Here is an 18,533-nt window from a genome sequence, read left to right on the forward strand (position 1 = left end):
GCGCGTTCGCGGCCTACGCTGGACCCATGCTGACGGTGGGACTGACCGGCGGGATCGGCGCCGGCAAGAGCGCGGTGTCGCGGCTGCTGGTCTCGTACGGGGCGGTGCTCGTCGACTCCGACAAGATCGCCCGCGAGGTGGTGGAGCCCGGCACCCCGGGTCTTGCCGCGGTCGTCGCGGAGTTCGGTGACGGCGTCGTCGCCGCGGACGGCAGCCTGGACCGGGCGAAGCTCGGAAGCATCGTCTTCGCCGACGCCGACCGGCGCCGGGCGCTGAACGCCATCGTCCACCCCCTGGTCCGCGAGCGCTCCGCCGCGCTGCAGGAGGCCGCGGGCCCGGACGCGATCGTCGTGAACGACGTGCCGTTGCTGGCCGAGAACGATCTCGCCGGGCTGTACGACGTCGTCGTGGTCGTCGACGCCTCGCCTGCCACCCAGCTCGACCGGCTGGTGCGGCTGCGCGGCATGGCGGCGGACGAGGCGCGCGCCCGGATGGCGGCGCAGGCCACGCGCGAGGAGCGGCTGGCGATCGCCGACATCGTCGTGGAGAACGACGGGACGCCGGAGGAGCTGGCGGAGCGGGTACGGAAGGTCTGGGAGGAACTGGTGGCACGCAAGGGGGTCAGGGGGCGGAACAGCGGGGCATGATCCCGTGTTGGGAGGCGAATCGCCTCCCGGCGGTCTCCCGGCGCGGAAGCGGGAAGGCGGGAGACGGAAAGACGCAGCAGACGAGGAAGGAGTCCGCCGTGGCCGAGCGCAGCCCGGAGACCGACGTCGTCGACTACCGGGCGGCCGAGCAGTTGCTCGCCGCCCGTGATCCGCGCGGCGCGGTCCAACTGCTCGACCCGCTGGTCGAGGCCCATCCCGAGAAGGTCTCGCCGCGGCTGCTGCGCGCCCGCGCGTACTTCATGAGCGCCCGCCTCGGCCCGGCCGAGGCCGACTTCCGCACGGTCATCGACCGCGAGCCGGACAACGCCTACGCGCACTTCGCCCTGGCCCGCACGCTGGAGCGGGCGGGGGGCGACCCGGACGAGGTGCGCCGGCACTTCCGGCTGGCGGCGGCCCTGGACCCGCGGCCGGATTTCGTGGACGCGGCGGGCTTCGAGGAGTAGGGGACTGCGGCGGGCGGGCCGCGGGGGCGGGCACGGCCGCGGGCGTTCGGCTCGTATCAGGTCTGGGCCAAGGTCGCGGGGCGTGTTCTGCTGGGCTGATGACGACCTCGCAGCCGTATCCGGCCCCGTATCCCACCGTCCCGTACGAGCCCCTCGGCGTGCCGGCGTCCGACGCGGAGGTGCGCAGCCGGGCCTTCCACGAGGCGATGACCCGCCGCCGTACCGTACGGGACTTCTCGCCGCGCCCGATCCCGGACGGCGTCCTGGAGTGGGCGATCCGCACCGCGGCCACCGCGCCGAGCGGCGCCAACGTGCAGCCCTGGCGCTTCGTCGTCGTCACCGACCAGGACCGCAAGCGGCGGCTGCGGGAGGCTGCGGAGCAGGCGGAGCGGGAGTTCTACGCGCGGCGGGCGTCGCCGGAGTGGCTGGCGGCGCTGGCGCCGCTGGGCACGGACTGGCACAAGCCGTTCCTGGAGTCCGCGCCCGCGGTGATCGTCGTCTTCGAGGTGCACAAGGGGCCGCAGAGCCCGCGGCCGTATTACACGAAGGAGTCGGTCGGCATCGCCGTCGGCTTCCTGCTCGCCTCGCTGCACCAGGCGGGGCTCGCGACACTCACGCACACGCCGAGCCCGATGCGGTTCCTCGGCGAGGTGTGCGAGCGGCCGCCGGAGGAGCGGGCGGCGTACGTGATCCCGGTCGGCTACCCGGCGGACGGAGCGCGGGTGCCGGACATCCGGCGCAAGGAACTGGACGACGTGCTGATCCGGCTCTGAGGCGCCGGGGCGTGCCGCACACGCCGGGCAAGCCGGGCACGCCGGCGTGAGCAGCGCGGGTGCGCGCCGGGGTGCGCCGACGTGCGCCTGTTCGGGCCGCGGGTGCCGCAGAAGCCGCCGCCGTGCACAGAACCGTTGACCGCGTGACGCGGGCCGCTTACTCTGATGCGCGCATGCCAGAAAGCGCTTTCTAGGCGGGACTGGTCAGACGCGGGAGAGGCGGTTGTGCGCATGAACGGCAGGCACGAAACGGACCAGGGAGCCGACGGGACGGGCAGGTCCCGGCGGCCGGCGAACAGCGGGCTGGGAAGGCGCGCTCTGCTCACCGCGGCGCTCGGCGCCGGTACGGCCGCCGCCCTCGGCGGCGCGGCAGGACCCGCGGCGGCGGCCGAGGCGGACGCGTGCGGCGGCGGCCTGCCGGGCAAGCGGCGTATCCCGCCGGGCGGCATCGGCATGCACCTCTACACCATGCGCGGGCCGCTGGCCACCGACTTCGCCGGGACGCTCCAGCGGTTGTCGGACATCGGCTACGCCACCGTCGGCGTCAGCGGCCGGCACGGTCACAACGCGCAGCAGATCCGCGGCATGATCGACGACGCCGGGCTCTCGGCCGTGCTGGAGCACGTCGGGTGGGACATCGTCTCCGGCAGCGGGCTGCCGAAGGCGATCGAGGACGTCCACACCCTGGGCGGCAAGTGGGTCGTCGTCCCCAGCCTGCCCGGCGCGATGCACACGCCGGCCGGCTTCCGCGAGGCCGCGCGCAAGCTCAACGCGGCGGGCCGCGCCTGCCGCGACGCCGGCCTGCAGCAGGTGCTCTTCCACAACCACGGCAACGACCACGCCACCGTCGACGGCGAGGTGCTGTTCGACATCCTCGTCAACGAGACCGATCCCCACCTGGTCGCCTTCGAGTTCGACGTGTACTGGGGGGTGCGCGGCGGTGCCGACCCGCTCACGTACTTCCGCCGGCACCCCGGCCGCTTCCCCGCCCTGCACGTCAAGGACATGGCGCCGAACGGCGACTTCGCCGACGTCGGCTCCGGCGTGCTGGACTTCCCGGAGATGTTCCAGGGGGCGGAGAGCGGCGGGGTCAAGCAGTGGCTCGTCGAGCACGACAACCCGTCCGACCCCTTCGCAACGGCGCGCAACAGCTACGAGTACCTGGCGGCGCTGCGCTACTGAAGCGCTGCCGGTCCCGCTGCTCAGGGCACCGACGCCACCCACGGCGTATCCGGTCCTTCCGGTGCGTTCCCGGGCGGGGGACGCACCGGGGCGGACCCGCACCCGGGCGGGTGCTCGCGGGTCCCGGCGCGGCGGCAGCGGCCCCCTCGGCGGGCTCTCCCGGCCCCCGTCGACGGCCGCTGCCGCTCGGGCCGCAGCCGCCCCGCCGCGGACCCGGCGTAGCCCTTCCTTCTCACGACCGCCCCGCTACGCCCGGTTGAGCGCCCGCGCCGCGCCGGCGGCCACGGCGGTGGCGAGGATCCACCCGGCGGCGGCGAGCACGTACGCCACCCACTGCGCGCCGCCGCCGGGCGCGAACGCGTTGCCCTGGCCGAAGTCGACGACCGGCAGCAGCGTGTCGAGCGTGTAGACGAACGGGTTGAACTCGATCTCCTTGCCGGGCTCCAGCGGCCGCGGCTCCTTCGCCGAGAAGAGCAGCGAACCCAGCGCCAGCAGCCCGGCCAGCCAGGCGACGGCGCGCTCGGGACGGTAGCCGTAGCCGACGACGGCGTCCTGGACGGCGCCCCAGACGCGGGCGTACCAGGGCAGTTGGCGGCGGCGGGCGCGCTGCTTGGCGAGCAGGACGCGGCGGGCGTCGTCCTCGTGCCCCAGGTGGCGGTACACGGCGGCCAACTGCTCGTAGGGCTGCGGAACGTATGCGCTGTCGCCCCGGCTCAGCCAGGGCAGCCGCTCGGCGGCGGCGAGCGGGTCGTGGAGCTGTTCGTACACCGCGCCGTCGAGGCGGACGCGGGGCGGCCAGGTGGCGGCCGCGTCGTGCAGCACGCCGAGCGCGGAGTAGCGCATGTCGAGGGCGCCGTCGAGGCGTGTGGTGCGCATGTCGGCCTCGCGGGCGGTGGTGCGGCGCAGGCTGAGCGCGGTGGCGCCGGGGGTGTGGCCGATGATGCGGCTGCCGTCGGCCTCGATGCGGCCGGTGATCTGCGCGCCTGACAGCCGGACCAGACCGGTGGCCGTCACGTGGTCGAGCACGGCGTCGGCGCCGATCTGGATCCCGTACGCGTCGAGTGCCGCGTCGTCCGCCTCGGCCCGCAGCGTGGCCCCGCTCATCACCAGCCGGCCGCCGACGGTCGCGTCGGCCAGCCGAATCTGGCCGTGGGACCGGAAGTGCTTGTCGAGCACGACGTCGGAGCCGACGTGCATGCCCGGGGCGTCCAGGGTGCGTCCGTCGGGGTTGTCGAGGGAGGCGGAGCGCAGGAAGGTCGCGCCGGCGACGGTGGCGTTCCGGAGGCCGAGTCTGCCGGTGGCCGACAGCCGGTAGGCGGAGAAATCGCCGTCGACCTGCACCCGGGCGGCGTCGAGCGCGGCCTCACCGGAGCCGGCGTCGAGGCGGGCGGTGCGCAGGTCGAGGCTGCCGCCGATGCGGGCGCTGCGCAGCACGACCGTGCCCTGCGCGGAGAAGTCGTCGCGCATGAGGATGTCGTTGTCGACTTGCAGACGGGTGGCGTTGAGCACCTCGCCACCGGGGTCGTGGAGCCGGGCGCCGTTGAGGATGAGGGTCCCGGCTATGCGGGTGGCGACGAGCCGGATCTTGCCGCTGGTCGTGCAACCGGTGAAGCGGAGGCTGCCCTCGGCCCAGAGATGGGAGGCGAGCAGGCCCGGCAGGTGCGAGCCGTTGAAGCTGAGCTGGCGCGTACGGGCGCCGTAGAGGTCGGCGGACTCCTCGAACGAGCAGTCCTGGAGCCGCAGATGGTGCTGGACGTCGGCGTGGTCGAGCGCGAGGCGGCCGGTGATCCGGGCGCCGGTGAGCTGGACCGCGGCGGTGTGCCCGGACTCGCCGTCGCGCGCGCCGAGCAGCAGCGCGGCGACGACCTCCGCGCGCACGACCCGCTCCGGGCCCCAGGCGGCGCCCCTGACCGGGTCGTCCGCGGCGGGGTCGCCGGTACGGAGATCGACGTGCCCGGCGGTGGGGAAAGCTTCCCACAGCCGCCGCTCGGGTGGGCTCAGCTCGTCCGGTCCCACGTGTGTGCCCCCTGCCTGCGGCGTCGACCGCGGTACGCCTGCTCACATCCGCTGCCCCGTACTCAACCACCCCCGCCGGCCGTCCGGTCGGGCAGCCCGCGGGATCACCGGCCCGCCCGCGGCGAGGTGGACCGCGGGGGCGCCGTGCGGAAGACCCCCGGGCGCTCGGGAGAGCCGCCCGCGCCGAGCCACCGAGCCACCGAGCCACCGGGCCACCCGCCGCCCGGATCACCCGGCCGCCGGCGAGTGGCGGCGCGCGGGCCCCACGCGGAGGGGCCCGCCTTCCGGTGACGTACACGCACCGAGAACTCCCCGCGGTCGCCGTACCGCCCCTCCGGACTCGGGCGACCGCCCCTCGCCGCGCGGCATCATGGGACCGTGCAGTTGGAACCGATCTCCTGGGAACGGCTCACCGAGGCGCTGGCCGAGCGCATCGCCGAGACGAAGGCGGCGGACGGCAGCCTGCGGCTGCGTGTCGCCGTGGACGGCCCCCCCCGCGGCCGGGCCCGGGGCGCTCGCCGCCCGGGTGGGTGACGCGCTCCGGGTGCGCGGGCGTGAAGCGCTCGTCCTGGACACGGGCGGATTTTTGCGGGCCGCCTCGCTGCGCTACGAGTTCGGGCGCGAGGACCCCGACGCGTACTACGACATCTGGCTCGACACCGGCGCGCTCTGGCGCGAGGTCTTCGGCCCGCTGGAGCCCGGCGGCGACGGCCGCGTCCTGCCCGACCTCTGGGACCCCGCCACCGACCGCGCCACGCGCAGCCCGTACGTCCGGCTCCCGCCCGGCGGCGTCGTGCTGCTGCACGGGCCGCTGCTGCTCGGCCGCTGGTTCCCCTTCGACTTCGTCGTCCACCTCCGTCTCTCCGCCGCGGCCCTCGCCCGGCGCACACCGGAGCAGGAGCGCTGGACACTGCCCGCCTTCGCCCGCTACGAGGAAGAAGCCGACCCCGCGGCCTCCGCCGACGTGCTCGTCCGCCTCGACGACCCGCGCCGCCCGGCCTGGCGCCCCGAGCGGCCGTAGCCGACGGCCGCCGGAAGCCGTCCGGCCTGCCCACGCTCCATCGCGGCCCCGCACCGGTCCTCCCCGGAGACCCCCGCCACCGTCAGCGCCACCGCCTCGGCTCGTGGAGTTCCCGGGTGTCACGTATCGGCTCGTGCGGATCCCCGTCTCCGCGTATCGGCTCGCGCGGTTCCTCGTCCTCACCCGTCGGCTCGTACGGCGGCACTCCCGGGCCCGGCTGGAAACGCGAGCCCTGTCTGATGTGCCGGATCACCACCGCGATGTCGATGGCCGTGATCAGGGCGAGAGCCGCGGTCACCCCGGCCCACACCGGTTGGTCGACGGCGACGAAGAACACCGTGCCCGCGATCATCCAGAGCGTTCCCCACAGCGCCAGCCAGAAGCGCATGCGCAGCGGAGAGCGGGCGTGCACGGGCTCGTCGCCGGAGCGGATCAGCCTCATGCCTAGCACCTCCTACCTCCAGCATCCGACTGTCCGGGGCCGAGGTCCAACCAGGCACGCTGCGCGTGCGACCCCCTACTGCGCGCAGCGCGCCAGGGATATCCGGCGACCCTGCTGCCAGTCCGCCTCCGGCAGCCCCTCGGCGCGCTCGGCGTCCGCCAGCCCGTCCGCCCTGCGGGCGGACCACACCGCGGCGTCGGCCCCGTCCCACGCCTCCGCGGGCGGGGCACCGGGCCGCCCCGCGCCGGTCGGCTCCGCACGCTCCGCCAGCTCGGCGGCCATGCCCGCCAGGTCCAGCCCGGCGCCCTCGGTCTCGTCCACGTCGCACGCGGCCAGGCCGAGCTCCTGCTCCGCCGATTCCAGCTCGTCGACAACGTCGTGGTAGTCCATGCCCTGGAAGCTACAGCCCTCCACTGACAACGCCCGCCCCGACCGCCCTCAGCGCCCCATTTCCCCCGGCATATGACACCCTGCCGCAGACGCCCCGCTGCGCCCGCCTGGCGCCTGCCCGCCCCGGCGCCCGCCGCTCAGCCCGCCCGCCCGCGGTTGCTACGGTGCCTGCCGTGACCACGCCGACCGACGAGAACGGCCACGCGAGCCTGCCCGGCCAGCACGGCCCCACCGCCACCACCGAGATAGACCCGCGCGCCGCCGGCGTCGTACGCACCTCCTACGCGCCCGACCCCGACGGCGACCCGGATCCCGGCGAGATCGTCTGGACCTGGGTCCCGTACGAGGAGAACGACGGCCGCGGCAAGGACCGCCCCGTCCTCGTCGTCGCCCGCGAGACCGCCGGTACGGTCCTCGCCGTCCAACTGTCCAGCAGGCGCCGCGACGACGACCACGACTGGGTGCGCATCGGCGCCGGCCCCTGGGACCGCGAGGGCCGCGAGTCGTGGGTCGACCTGGACCGTGTGCTGCGCCTCCACGACGGCGGCATGCGCCGCGAGGCGTGCTCGCTCGACCGCCGGCGGTTCCACCTCGTCGAGCACCGCCTGCGCCTGCGCTACGGCTGGCGCTGACACCGCGGCCGCGTACGGGACCCGGCCCTCACAACGCCGTCAGCACCCGCGGCCCGTCGTCCGTCACCGCGATCGTGTGCTCGATGTGCGCCGCCCTGCTGCCGTCCGTCGTCCGCAGCGTCCAGCCGTCGCCGTCCACCTCGTAGTCGTCGGAGCCGCCCGACAGCAGCATCGGCTCGATCGCGAGCGTCAGCCCGTGCCGCAGCCTGAAACCCCGCCCCGCGCGCCCCCGGTTGGGCACATGCGGGTCCTCGTGCATCCGCCGCCCGATGCCGTGCCCGCCGAAGTCCGCCGGCATCCCGCAGCCCGCCTCCGCGGCCACGTGCCCCACGGCCGCCGAGATGTCGCCCAGCCGCCCGCCCGCGACCGCGGCCGCGACGCCGGCGTCGATCGCGCGCTGCGTGGCGGCGATCAGCGCGGTGTCCTGGGGGCGCGGCGTGCCCACGGTGAAGCTGATCGCCGCGTCGCCCGTCCAGCCGTCCAGTTCCGCGCCGAAGTCGAGGGACACGAGGTCGCCGTCGCGCAGCCGGTACGCGGTGGGGATGCCGTGCACGATCGCGTCGTTGACGGAGGTGCAGAGGACCGCGGGGAAGGGCGTGGAGGCGAACGACGGCCGGTAGCCGAGGAACGGCGAGCCCGCTCCCGCCTTGTCCAGCACCTCCCGCGCGACCTCGTCCAGCTCCAGCAGGCTGACGCCGACACCGGCCGCGTCCCGCGCGGCGGCGAGGGCCTGGGCGACGACGCGGCCGGCCTCCCGCATGGCGTCCAGCGCGGCGTCGTTCTTGATCTCGACCATGATGCGGCTCTCCCTCGGCCTCCCAATTACTATACCGGTATTAGTATCACGCTCATGGTTCGTACTCCACTGACCCCCGAGGAACGCCGCCGCGGCGAGCGCTTCGGCGCCCTGCTGCGCGCCGCCCGAGGCGAGCGCAGCATGACCGACGTCGCCGCGGCGGCCGGCATCTCCGCCGAGACGCTCCGCAAGATCGAGACCGGCCGCGCCCCCACCCCGGCCTTCTTCACGATCGCCGCCCTCGCCAGCGCCCTCGGCGTCTCCCTCGACGCCCTGGCCGACACCTGCGCCGCACCCGATCCCGAGGCCCCCGCGGACAGCGCCGTCCACGCGGCGTAGCGCCCACGGGTCAACTCCCGGCCCCGGGCCCCGCCCGACCCGGTGAAGTCCGCCGCCGGAACGCCGTAGCGGGGTGCGACGGCGGGCATGGCGCACCCATGACGTACGCGAACGGCACCCGTGGGGCCTCCGGCGGCTGGGAGGCGCGCTACCGCGCCGCCCTGGAGCGGGGCGCGGGGCGCGGCGAGGCACTGCTGACGGGGGTGGCGGCGCTGGCGCTCTACGGGTTCCGCAGCGTGCCCGCCGCCGCGGACGTGCGCGTGGTCGACGTGCTCGTACCGCCCCGCCGCCGCTTCACCGCGCCGCCCGGGATCCGCGTCCACCACGCGCTACGCCGCCTGCCCCCGCCCGTCCGCCTGCCGCCCGGACTCCCCGCCGCCCCGCCGGTCCGCGCCGCCGCCGACGCCCTGCGCGACGTACTCGACCACGACAGGACCGCCGCCCTCATCCGCGAACTCCTCGACACCCGCGCCACCCCGCCCGCCACCGCGGCCACCGCGTTACGCGCCGCCGGCCTGCACACCCGCCCCGACGTCGCCGCCGTCCTCGCCACCCTCGGGCCCGCCGCCCGGCCACCCGCCGAGACCCGCGCCCGCACCCTGCTCCGCACCGCGGAACTGCCGCCCCCGCTCTGGCACATCCCCCTGCACCTCGACGGCTACTGGCTCACCACCCCGCACGCCCACTGGCCCCGCACAGGCGTCCTCCTCCACCTCACCGAGCCGCCGTACCGCCACGACGACGGCACCGTGGAACACCACAACGCCCTCGAATCCCTGGGCCTGCACCTCGTCCACACCACACCGCGTCAGTTGTTCCGCGAACCGGACGCCTTCACCGCCGCCGTCCGCGACGCCCTCGCCGCGGGCCCGCACGGCCCGGCGCGGGACCGGCTGCGCGCGCGCCCGTGGCGCAGGCGCGTGTCCTGAGGCGCGGAGTCTCCCGGGCCCCCGCCACCGCGCTCCGCTACGCCCCTTGCCCCGGCCGTCCGCCGGGGGTACGGACCGCCGTCGCCGCCGTGGCGCAGCCCGCCGCCGCGGCGGCGCGCGGGTCGCCGCCGGACTGCGCCGCCGCCAGATAGGCGCCCGTGAAGGCGTCGCCCGCGCCCGTGGTGTCGAGGGGGACGACCGGCGTCGCCGGAATGTGCACCGCGGGCGCCCCGGGGGTGGCGAGATGCGCGCCGTCGTCCCCGGCGGTGACCACGGCGGTGGCGTCGAGCGCGGTGGCCAGGGCCGCCGCCGCGGCGGCGGGGGAGGGGAGGCCGGAGAGCAGCGCGGCCTCCGCGGAGTTGGGGAACAGGGTGTCGGTGTCGGCGACCGCGTCGAGAAAGTCCCGTACCCCCGACTCCGCGAGGAAGCCGGCCGACGCGGGATCCACGCTGACCGTCGCCCCGCGCGCGTGTGCCTCGGCGGTGGCGAGCGCGGCGAGGGCGCGGCCGGGGGCGGTGAAGAACAGGTAGCCGGAGAGGTGGACGTGGGTGACGCCGGTCAGCAGCCCCGGCGTCCAGTCGTCCGGGCCCAGCCGGAACGACGCCCCGTTGTCCGCCAGGAACGACCGCTCGCCGCCGCCGTCGACCAGGGCGACGACCTTGCCGGTGGGCTCCTCGGGGTCGACGCGGACGTGGGCGTCGACCCCGGCGCGTACGAGCGTGGCGCGATGCCAGTCGGCGGCGTCCCGGCCCGCGCGCGCCAGCAGACGCACCCGCGCGCCACAATGCGCCGCCCACGCGGCGACGTTCGCGCCGGCGCCCCCGGGCAGGATCGCGATGTCGGCCGGGGTGTCGGTGCCGGGGGCGAGCGGGGCGGAGTGGCGGGCGACGACATCGGTGACGACGTCGCCGATCACGAGCAGCACCCCGCGACGCGCACCGTCCCCGCGGGGCCCGGTACGCACGTCTGCCCGCGGTCCGGTGCGCCGCGGTCCCGTAGGCGCGTGTGTCCGTGACTCCGTACGGCCGTGCGCCCCCGCGCCCCCGCTCACGCCCGTCCCCTCACGCGCCGCCCGCCACCGCGATCTCCGCCGCCAGCCGCACGTTCCCCCGCACCGCCGCGAGGTTCGCCTCCAGCGACGCCCCCCGGGTGTGCTCCGTGAGATACCCCAGCAGGAACGGCGTGATCGCCTGCCCGCTCACCCCCCGCCGTTCCGCCTCGCGCAACGCGTCCGCCAGCACCGCGTCGTGCACCGCCGGGTCCAACTGCTCGGCGGCCGGCACCGGGTTGGCCACGATCACCGCCGACGGCGGCACGTCCAGCTCCCGCTGGGCGCGCAGCACCGCCGCGACCTCGGCGGGCGTACGGACCGTCCACTCCACCGGCTCCCCGGACGTCCGCAGGTAGAACCCCGGGAACTCCGCCGTGCCGTAGCCGAGGACCGTCACGCCCAGCGTCTCCAGGCGTTGCAGTGTCGCCGGCACGTCCAGGATCGACTTCACCCCCGCGCACACCACCGCGATCCGCGTCTCCGCCAGCAGCCGCAGGTCGGCCGACTCGTCCTGGGACTGGGTCCACTCCCGGTGCACCCCGCCGAGGCCGCCGGTGGCGAAGACGCCGATGCCGGTGCGGGCCGCGAGGAACGCCGTGGCCGCGACGGTCGTGGCACCGCTCGCGCCGAGGGCGGCGGCCGGCGCGAGGTCGCGTACGGTCAGCTTGCGCACGGTGTCGTCGGAGGCGATCCGCTCCAACTGGGCCCCGCCGAGTCCGACATGCGGCGTGCCGTCCAGGACGGCGATGGTGGCGGGCACCGCGCCCGCGGAGCGGACGATGTCCTCCAGCTCGGCCGCCACCTGCAGATTGCGGGGGCGGGGCAGGCCGTGGGCGATGATCGTCGACTCCAGGGCGACGACCGGCCGCCGGTCCGCGAGCGCGGCGCGTACCTCGTCAGTCAGGTGCATGCGCCCACGGTACGTGCCGTGCGTACCCCGGTGATCAGCCCCTACGTGTCGTACAGGCCGTCCCACGGCTCGTGGAACCCGAGCCGGTCCGGGTACAACTCCGCCCAGTCCGGCTCGTCCCCACCGGCGCCCGCGGCCGGCTCCGCATGCCGCTCCGCGACCAGCCCGAAGCGGATCCCGTCCACCGAGACCTCGAACGGCCTGATCGCGATGTCACCGAAGACCAGCCCGGGCAGCTCGTCGAGCCAGCCCTCCATCTTCGCGTCCATCCGCCCGTCGGCGGGCACGCCGGGGCCCGGGGTCCAGATGTCGGAGCCGGTGTGGTGTCCTTCGGCGTCGAAGCGGTGCAGCACGGCGTACCAGCGGCGGTGCTCCAGCCAGTCGGGGCCCATGCGGTAGTCGGGCGGGTACGCGGCGGTGATCGAGGCGAGGAACTGCCCGTGGTCGTAACGGCCGATGTTCTCGGTGCGGTAGCCGGGCTCGTGACGTATCGGGATGACCTCAGGGATCGCCATGGCCCAGACCCTAAGGGGTGGCCGCGGCGACCGGTATCCGGGCCCTGGCCGGCGGGCGCGGCGCACGCGCCGAGGCAAGCGGGAGGACGCGTGGGGGGATACGCGGAGGGCCTCAGCCCTTTACCGTCGTTGGATGGACGACGTTGACCGCGCTGCCGACCCTGACGCCGCCCCGGACGCTCCTGACGCCCCCGCCCGTCCCCTCCTCCTGCTCGACGTCGACGGGCCCCTCAACCCGTACGCCGCGCGCGTACAGCCGCCCGGCTACGGCGAGTACGTGGTCACCGGCATGCCCGCGGGGCCCATCCGGCTGTGGCTGCGGCCCGCGCACGGGGAGCGGCTGCTGTCGCTCCCGTACGAACTGGTGTGGGCCACGACGTGGATGCACGAGGCCAACACCGTCATCGGCGACCGGGTGCTGGGGCTGCCGCCGCTGCCGGTCATCGAGTGGCCGTCGATGTTCACCACCGACGACCCGGACGGGCTGTACTGGAAGACGCGTCAGGTCGCCGCCTGGACCGCCGGGCGGACGTTCGCCTGGGTGGACGACGAGATCACCGCGGCGGACACGGCGTGGATCGAGGAGCACCACGCGGGGGAGGCGCTGCTGCGGCGGATCGACCCCACGCGCGGGCTGGTGGAGGAGGACTTCGTGGCGCTGGAGGCGTGGGCCAGGGAACGGGACCAGACCCGCCCGTGACGGGCCGCGGCCCCCCGCCGCCCCTCCCGGGCCCGGCGTCAGCCGTCCGCCATCTCCAGCAGCTTGAGGACCGTGTTCCAGTTGCGCGCCGTCGCCGTCACCTCCAGCTTGCGGCCGGAGAAGTCGGCCGCCAGCTTCGACCGCCCGATGCCGCCGGGGCACCAGACGTAGACGACGCGGTCCCCGATCGCGAACCTGTCGGGCGCGTACGACGCGGGGTCGGCGGTACGGAACCACGCGCCGGCCGGCGCGGGGCCCGAGAGGAACACCGCGAGGAACCGCGCCGGTTCCGCGGCGCCCTCCGGCAGCGGGTTGCCGGCGACGACGGCCGCGATCTCGTCCCGCGTGCGCGCGATGACCGGTATACGCAGGCCGAACTCCTCCGCCACGACCGCCTCGACGGCCGCCGCGGTCTTCTCCGGCGGCGTGCCGGGATCGTCGAAGACGACGTTCCCGCTGGACACATACGTGGCGACGCCCGCGAAGCCGTGGTCGGTCAGCGCCGTGCGCAGCCCGGCCATGGGGACCTTGTTCCTGCCGCCGACGTTGATGCCGCGCAGCAGGGCGATCTGCTTGCTCACGCCCGGCGCCTCCCTTGCCCGTCCGCCCGATCCGCCCGCGCACCGCGGCCGGACGCGGGCCGTCCTCCTCGCACCGTCAGAACAGCGGCTCCGGCAGCACGCCCTCCAGCGCCAGCAGGCTCCGCTTCGTGTCGAGCCCGCCGCCGAAGCCGCCCAGGCCGCCGTCGCTCTCGATGACGCGGTGGCAGGGGACCACGATCGGCAGCGGGTTCGACGCCATGGCCCGGCCGACCGCCTGCGCGGCGCCGGGCTCCCCGACCCGGCCGGCGAGGAACTGATAGCTCACCACCGAGCCGAACGGCACCTCGGCCGCCAGCTCCTCCAGCACCCGCCTGTTGAAGCCGTCGGACAGCGACCAGTCCAGCTCCAGCCGGAACTCCTTTAGCCCGCCCGCGAAATACTCCCGCAACTGCCGCTCGGCCGCCGCTATGTGCGCCGCGGGACCCGCAGGCTCCTCCCGGCCGGCCGGGCCCGCGGCGCCCGGCTCGGCGTGGAACCCGACCTTGACCAGCCCCCGGTCCGTGGCGGCCAGGAGCAGCGGGCCGATCGGCGAGTCGACCACCCGGCGGCCCTGCCGGGGTGCGATGGCATCGGTGGCGTCCATGCCGCGAGCGTAGGACACGGCAGTGACAACCGCCCGCGTCCGCGCCCCGCCCCGGTGCCGGTCCCATGCGGCGAATCGGCCGCGTACCGATTGCGTATCGGCTGCGCCGCGGGCGGTGGAAACATTTCGGTCGCGACTCGCACAGACCTACGATTCACTCTGGTTGCCCTGTACATCTGTCGACAGATCCGTAGACCCATCAGTCGCCCCGGGAGTCACTCCGTGCTCGCTGCCCCCGTGCCCGTCGACGGGTTCACGCATGGCCTGCTCACCCCCGCCACCGCCTTCGTCATGGCCGCCGTCGGCAGTGCCCTGGGGCTGCGCTGCACCATGCGCGCGCTGACCGTCGAGCCCGCGCGGCGGGCGGGCTGGCTGCTGCTCGGCGCGGTCGCCATCGGCACCGGCATCTTCACCATGCACTTCATCGCGATGATGGGCTTCACGGCGGATTCCGTCCACATCAACTACGACGTGCCGATCACGCTGGCGAGCCTCGGTGTGGCGATCGTCGTCGTCGGCATCGGTGTCTTCACCGTCGGCTACCTCGGCCGGACCGCGTTCGCCCTCACCACCGGCGGCATCGTCACCGGGCTCGGCGTCGCCGCCATGCACTACCTGGGCATGGCGGGCATGAAGATGGACAGGGGCCGGCTCGTCTACGACGGCACGGTCGTGGCGCTGTCCGTGCTCATCGCCGTGGTCGCCGCCACCGCCGCGCTGTGGCTGTCGATGACCGTGAAGCGGTTCGGCGTGGCGGTGGGCGCCGCGCTGATCATGGGCGTGGCCGTCTCCGGCATGCACTACACGGGGATGGCGGCACTGGAGGTGCACGCCCACGCCGCCACTACGGTGGCGGACGGCAAGAGCCCGGCGGAGATCCTGGCGCCGATCCTCATCGGACCCGTGCTCCTGCTGGTGTTCGTCGGGCTGTTCGTCGGCATGGACCCGCTGGAGAACGAGTGGCGGGTGTCCGTGGCCGACGAGGGCATCGTGGGCGGGGACGCCGCCGCTCCCGAGCCCGCGGGCTCGGGAGCGGCGGCGTACTTCGAACGGGGCGGCGGCCGCCGCCCGGGCGGTGTCTGACCGCGACCCGCCGCCCCGGTCCGTGCCGGGGGACCGCCCGCGGCCGCTACTCCGCGGCGACTCCGAAGCCGGCGCCCGCCAGCGCCTCGGCGATCAGGTCGGGCTTGTTGGTGATGATGCCGTCCGCGCCCCACTCGGCCAGCTGGACGGCCCGCGCCGGGTCGTCGACCGTCCACGTGTAGCTCTCCAACTGCTTGCCGTGCGGCCCCTTCAGGGCGTGCACGGCCGCGTAGTACTCCGCGGACATGGTGCCGTGGTTGGAGTTGATCTGATCAGAGAAGGTGGCGTACTCGGGCAGGTCCGCCACCGCGGGGGCGCCGAGGAAGCCCGTCTTCACGTCGGGCCGCAGCTCGTGCACGGTCTTGATGGAGTCCGCGCCGAAGCTCTGCACGACCAGCTTGTGCTTCACCGCCGCGCGGCTCAGCCAGCCGCTCTTGCGCAGCTCGGCGAGGATCTCCTTCTCGATCCCCGGGTACAGCTCGGGCTTCTTGATCTCCAGCACCAGCTTCTGGCGGTTCTGCGTGACCCGCTTCATGTACTGGTCCAGGGTCGGCACCCGCGTGCCGGCCCACTCCTCGCCCTTCCAGCTCCCGGCGTCGAGCGTGCTGATCTCCTTCCAGGTGAAGTCGGAGACCTTCCAGGGGGCGCGGTCGGGGAACAGCTCCTCCACGTTGGTGGTCCGGGCGAGCGTGTCGTCGTGCATGATGACCAGCTCGCCGTCCTTGCTGCGCTGCACGTCGTTCTCGACCCAGTCGATCCCCATGTCACGGGCGGCGTCGACGGCGGCGAGGGTGTTCTCGGGGGCGTACGCGGAGGCGCCGCGGTGCGCGACGGTCACGACCGGTGCGGCGGAATCGGAGTCGGCTGCGGGCTCGGCAGCGGTCGCGGTGGCGGACGTGGCGGCCGCGGTGAGGACGAGGCCGGCCAGCGCCGTCAGAGCGCCGGACGCGCGCGTAAGCGTGCGGGAGGGCATGCAGTCTCCTCGACTAGAGGTGATCACTTGTCGCCGCAGGGTCCCAGTGGCAGGCGACAGAGTACGAGGCCGCGGATGGCCAGAGATTGAACGCCGATATCGGCGCGGTGAACGCCTGCCGGTTCCGGTCGGCGCAGGTGGCAGGCTTGAGGAAGCGCTTGCTATGCTATTTTCGGCCCCTCCGATCTGGCTGGAAATGATCTGGCCGGGGGCCGGGGTTGTTCGGTATTGGGCCAGGTCAGCGAGGAGCCCGGGGCGACGCGCGCCGCGTTGTCAGTGGAGAGTCGTACGGTGGGGGCATGCGGCCCGTCACAGACATCGAACGCACCATGGCGCCCTTCGAGGTAGTCAGCCCTTATCAGCCGAACGGCGACCAGCCCGCCGCCATCGACGAGCTCGAACGGCGGATCAGGGCGGGCGAGCGGGACGTCGTGCTGCTCGGCGCGACCGGCACGGGCAAGTCGGCCACGACGGCCTGGATGGTCGAGCGCCTGCAGCGCCCCACGCTGGTCCTCGCGCCCAACAAGACGCTGGCCGCCCAGTTGGCGAACGAGTTCCGCGAGCTCCTGCCGAACAACGCGGTGGAGTACTTCGTCTCGTACTACGACTACTACCAGCCCGAGGCGTACGTCCCCCAGACGGACACGTACATCGAGAAGGACTCCTCGATCAACGAGGAGGTGGAGCGCCTGCGCCACTCCGCGACGAACTCACTGCTCACCCGGCGCGACGTCATCGTGGTCGCCTCCGTCTCCTGCATCTACGGTCTGGGCACGCCGCAGGAGTACGTCGACCGGATGGTGCCGCTGAAGGTCGGCGAGGAGATCGACCGGGACCAGTTGCTGCGCCGCTTCGTCGACATCCAGTACACCCGCAACGACCAGGCGTTCACGCGCGGCACGTTCCGGGTCCGCGGTGACACCATCGAGATCTTCCCGGTCTACGAGGAACTGGCCGTCCGCATCGAGATGTTCGGGGACGAGATCGAGGCCCTGTCCACGCTCCACCCGCTGACCGGCGAGGTCATGAGCGAGGACGACGGTCTGTACGTCTTCCCGGCCTCGCACTACATCGCGGGGCCCGAGCGCATGGCCAAGGCCGTCACCGGCATCGAGACCGAGCTGGGCGAGCAGCTCGGGACGCTGGAGAAGCAGGGCAAGCTGCTGGAGGCGCAGCGGCTGCGCATGCGGACGACGTACGACCTGGAGATGCTCCAGCAGATCGGCACCTGCTCCGGCGTCGAGAACTACTCGCTGCACATGGACGGCCGCGAGACCGGCTCCCCGCCGCACACCCTGCTGGACTACTTCCCGGAGGACTTCCTCCTCGTCATCGACGAGTCGCACGTCACCGTCCCGCAGATCGGCGCCATGTACGAGGGCGACGCCTCCCGCAAGCGCACCCTCGTCGACCACGGCTTCCGGCTGCCGTCCGCGCTGGACAACCGCCCGCTGAAGTGGGAGGAGTTCCTGGAGCGCATCGGCCAGACGGTCTACCTCTCCGCCACCCCCGGGCCGTACGAGCTGTCCCGCGGCGACGGTTTCGTGGAGCAGATCATCCGGCCCACCGGGCTCGTCGACCCCGAGGTCGTCGTCAAGCCGACCGAGGGCCAGATCGACGACCTGGTGCACGAGATCCGCACGCGCGCGGAGAAGGACGAGCGCGTCCTCGTCACCACGCTGACGAAGAAGATGGCCGAGGACCTCACGGACTACTTCCTGGAGCTGGGCATCCAGGTGCGCTACCTGCACAGCGACGTCGACACGCTGCGCCGCGTCGAGCTGCTGCGCGAGCTGCGCGCCGGGGAGTACGACGTCCTGGTGGGCATCAACCTGCTGCGTGAGGGTCTCGACCTGCCCGAGGTCTCCCTCGTCGCCATCCTCGACGCCGACAAGGAGGGCTTCCTCCGCTCGGGCACGTCGCTGATCCAGACCATCGGCCGCGCCGCGCGCAACGTCTCCGGCGAGGTGCACATGTACGCGGACAAGATCACGCCGGGCATGGAGAAGGCGATCGACGAGACCAACCGGCGCCGCGCCAAGCAGATCGCGTACAACGAGGAACACGGCATCGACCCGCAGCCGCTGCGCAAGAAGATCAACGACATCGTCGCGCAGATCGCCCGCGAGGAGGTCGACACCGAGGCGCTGCTCGGCTCCGGCTACCGGTCCACGAAGCCCGACGCCGCGGCGAAGGCGCCGGTGCCGGAGCTGCGGCAGAAGACGAAGCCCGCCCGCCGCGGCGAGGCCGAGGCCGGTGCGGCGCCCACGGAGACGCCCGCCGCCGACCTCGCCGCGCAGATCGAGGACATGACCGCCCGGATGCGGTCCGCCGCCGGGGACCTCCAGTTCGAGGTCGCGGCCCGGCTGCGCGACGAGGTGGCGGAGATGAAGAAGGAGCTCCGGCAGATGAAGGAGGCAGGGCTGTCGTAGGTCCGGGTTGTGCGGGGCGTGGGAGCGCCCCCGGGCGTACGCGGAGCGTGGCC

At 74.1% G+C, this 18,533-nt stretch carries 20 protein-coding genes and 1 pseudogene; 11 read left to right on the forward strand and 10 right to left on the reverse strand.

The window, feature by feature from the left end:
* Window positions 1-26 precede the first annotated feature (26 nt).
* From coaE to FB457_RS15320, 4 genes are all read left to right on the forward strand, one after another.
* Window positions 27-647, forward strand: coding sequence for a dephospho-CoA kinase (gene coaE, locus FB457_RS15305; RefSeq protein WP_145782208.1), 621 nt, complete (start codon window positions 27-29; stop codon window positions 645-647).
* Between the two features lie 98 nt (window positions 648-745).
* Window positions 746-1,111 (forward strand): tetratricopeptide repeat protein, encoded by a 366-nt coding sequence (locus tag FB457_RS15310; RefSeq protein ID WP_047015160.1) that lies wholly within the window; start codon window positions 746-748, stop codon window positions 1,109-1,111.
* 98 nt (window positions 1,112-1,209) lie between these two features.
* Complete coding sequence (locus FB457_RS15315; protein ID WP_047015159.1) at window positions 1,210-1,884, forward strand: nitroreductase family protein; 675 nt, start codon at window positions 1,210-1,212, stop codon at window positions 1,882-1,884.
* A gap of 303 nt (window positions 1,885-2,187) precedes the next feature.
* Window positions 2,188-3,066 carry a sugar phosphate isomerase/epimerase family protein gene (locus FB457_RS15320; protein WP_047019812.1) on the forward strand — a complete coding sequence of 293 codons (879 nt, stop codon included), beginning with the start codon at window positions 2,188-2,190 and terminating at the stop codon, window positions 3,064-3,066.
* 246 nt (window positions 3,067-3,312) lie between these two features.
* Here the strand turns inward: FB457_RS15320 and FB457_RS15325 are convergent, their stop codons facing one another.
* A complete protein-coding gene (locus FB457_RS15325) occupies window positions 3,313-5,082 on the reverse strand; it encodes a hypothetical protein (protein WP_145782209.1) in 1,770 nt (589 codons plus the stop codon).
* A gap of 378 nt (window positions 5,083-5,460) precedes the next feature.
* Between FB457_RS15325 and FB457_RS15330 the strand changes: the two are divergent.
* Window positions 5,461-6,103 (forward strand): annotated as a pseudogene (locus FB457_RS15330) (nucleoside/nucleotide kinase family protein).
* Window positions 6,104-6,185: 82 nt separating this feature from the next.
* On the opposite strand, the gene FB457_RS15335 reads toward FB457_RS15330, so the two are convergent.
* On the reverse strand, window positions 6,186-6,545 hold the full coding sequence (locus tag FB457_RS15335) for a DUF6343 family protein (protein WP_222439503.1): 360 nt from the start codon (window positions 6,543-6,545) through the stop codon (window positions 6,186-6,188).
* 75 nt (window positions 6,546-6,620) lie between these two features.
* On the reverse strand, window positions 6,621-6,935 hold the full coding sequence (locus tag FB457_RS15340; RefSeq protein ID WP_125934271.1) for a hypothetical protein: 315 nt from the start codon (window positions 6,933-6,935) through the stop codon (window positions 6,621-6,623).
* Window positions 6,936-7,108: 173 nt separating this feature from the next.
* Here FB457_RS15340 and FB457_RS15345 point away from each other — a divergent pair, with 173 nt between their 5' ends.
* The gene (locus FB457_RS15345; protein WP_047015155.1) at window positions 7,109-7,567 is read left to right on the forward strand and encodes a type II toxin-antitoxin system PemK/MazF family toxin; all 459 of its coding nucleotides are present in this window, start codon (window positions 7,109-7,111) and stop codon (window positions 7,565-7,567) included.
* A 28-nt stretch (window positions 7,568-7,595) separates the two neighbouring features.
* Here FB457_RS15345 and map read toward each other — a convergent pair whose 3' ends face one another.
* Window positions 7,596-8,363 (reverse strand): type I methionyl aminopeptidase, encoded by a 768-nt coding sequence (gene map / locus FB457_RS15350; RefSeq protein ID WP_047015154.1) that lies wholly within the window; start codon window positions 8,361-8,363, stop codon window positions 7,596-7,598.
* A gap of 54 nt (window positions 8,364-8,417) precedes the next feature.
* Between map and FB457_RS15355 the strand changes: the two genes are divergently transcribed.
* Window positions 8,418-8,702: a helix-turn-helix domain-containing protein gene (locus FB457_RS15355; protein ID WP_047015153.1), complete on the forward strand. Its 285-nt coding sequence runs from the start codon at window positions 8,418-8,420 to the stop codon at window positions 8,700-8,702.
* 98 nt (window positions 8,703-8,800) lie between these two features.
* Entirely contained in the window at window positions 8,801-9,631 is an 831-nt protein-coding gene (locus tag FB457_RS15360; RefSeq protein ID WP_047015152.1) for a hypothetical protein, read from the forward strand.
* A 37-nt stretch (window positions 9,632-9,668) separates the two neighbouring features.
* Here the strand turns inward: FB457_RS15360 and FB457_RS15365 are convergent, their stop codons facing one another.
* The 3 genes from FB457_RS15365 to FB457_RS15375 all read right to left on the reverse strand — a co-directional run bounded on the left by FB457_RS15365 (window position 9,669) and on the right by FB457_RS15375 (window position 12,107).
* Entirely contained in the window at window positions 9,669-10,556 is an 888-nt protein-coding gene (locus tag FB457_RS15365) for a carbohydrate kinase family protein (RefSeq protein WP_047015151.1), read from the reverse strand.
* Between the two features lie 136 nt (window positions 10,557-10,692).
* Complete coding sequence (locus FB457_RS15370; protein WP_047015150.1) at window positions 10,693-11,592, reverse strand: pseudouridine-5'-phosphate glycosidase; 900 nt, start codon at window positions 11,590-11,592, stop codon at window positions 10,693-10,695.
* A 41-nt stretch (window positions 11,593-11,633) separates the two neighbouring features.
* On the reverse strand, window positions 11,634-12,107 hold the full coding sequence (locus tag FB457_RS15375) for a hypothetical protein (RefSeq protein ID WP_047015149.1): 474 nt from the start codon (window positions 12,105-12,107) through the stop codon (window positions 11,634-11,636).
* Window positions 12,108-12,240: 133 nt separating this feature from the next.
* On the opposite strand from FB457_RS15375, the gene FB457_RS15380 reads away from it, so the two are divergent.
* Window positions 12,241-12,807, forward strand: coding sequence for an HAD domain-containing protein (locus FB457_RS15380; RefSeq protein WP_047015148.1), 567 nt, complete (start codon window positions 12,241-12,243; stop codon window positions 12,805-12,807).
* Between the two features lie 38 nt (window positions 12,808-12,845).
* Here FB457_RS15380 and FB457_RS15385 read toward each other — a convergent pair whose 3' ends face one another.
* Both FB457_RS15385 and FB457_RS15390 read right to left on the reverse strand, forming a co-directional pair.
* Window positions 12,846-13,388 carry a DUF1697 domain-containing protein gene (locus FB457_RS15385; RefSeq protein WP_047015147.1) on the reverse strand — a complete coding sequence of 181 codons (543 nt, stop codon included), beginning with the start codon at window positions 13,386-13,388 and terminating at the stop codon, window positions 12,846-12,848.
* Between the two features lie 76 nt (window positions 13,389-13,464).
* A complete protein-coding gene (locus tag FB457_RS15390) occupies window positions 13,465-13,992 on the reverse strand; it encodes a methylated-DNA--[protein]-cysteine S-methyltransferase (protein WP_047015146.1) in 528 nt (175 codons plus the stop codon).
* A 237-nt stretch (window positions 13,993-14,229) separates the two neighbouring features.
* On the opposite strand from FB457_RS15390, the gene FB457_RS15395 reads away from it, so the two are divergent.
* Window positions 14,230-15,075, forward strand: coding sequence for an MHYT domain-containing protein (locus FB457_RS15395; RefSeq protein ID WP_047019810.1), 846 nt, complete (start codon window positions 14,230-14,232; stop codon window positions 15,073-15,075).
* Window positions 15,076-15,121: 46 nt separating this feature from the next.
* Here the strand turns inward: FB457_RS15395 and FB457_RS15400 are convergent, their stop codons facing one another.
* Complete coding sequence (locus tag FB457_RS15400; RefSeq protein ID WP_047015145.1) at window positions 15,122-16,048, reverse strand: glycerophosphodiester phosphodiesterase; 927 nt, start codon at window positions 16,046-16,048, stop codon at window positions 15,122-15,124.
* 299 nt (window positions 16,049-16,347) lie between these two features.
* Between FB457_RS15400 and uvrB the strand changes: the two genes are divergently transcribed.
* Window positions 16,348-18,480, forward strand: a complete 2,133-nt coding sequence (gene uvrB / locus FB457_RS15405) for an excinuclease ABC subunit UvrB (protein WP_047015144.1) — start codon at window positions 16,348-16,350, stop codon at window positions 18,478-18,480.
* The last annotated feature ends 53 nt before the right edge of the window (window positions 18,481-18,533 follow it).

This window comes from Streptomyces sp. CNZ287 (assembly GCF_007827615.1).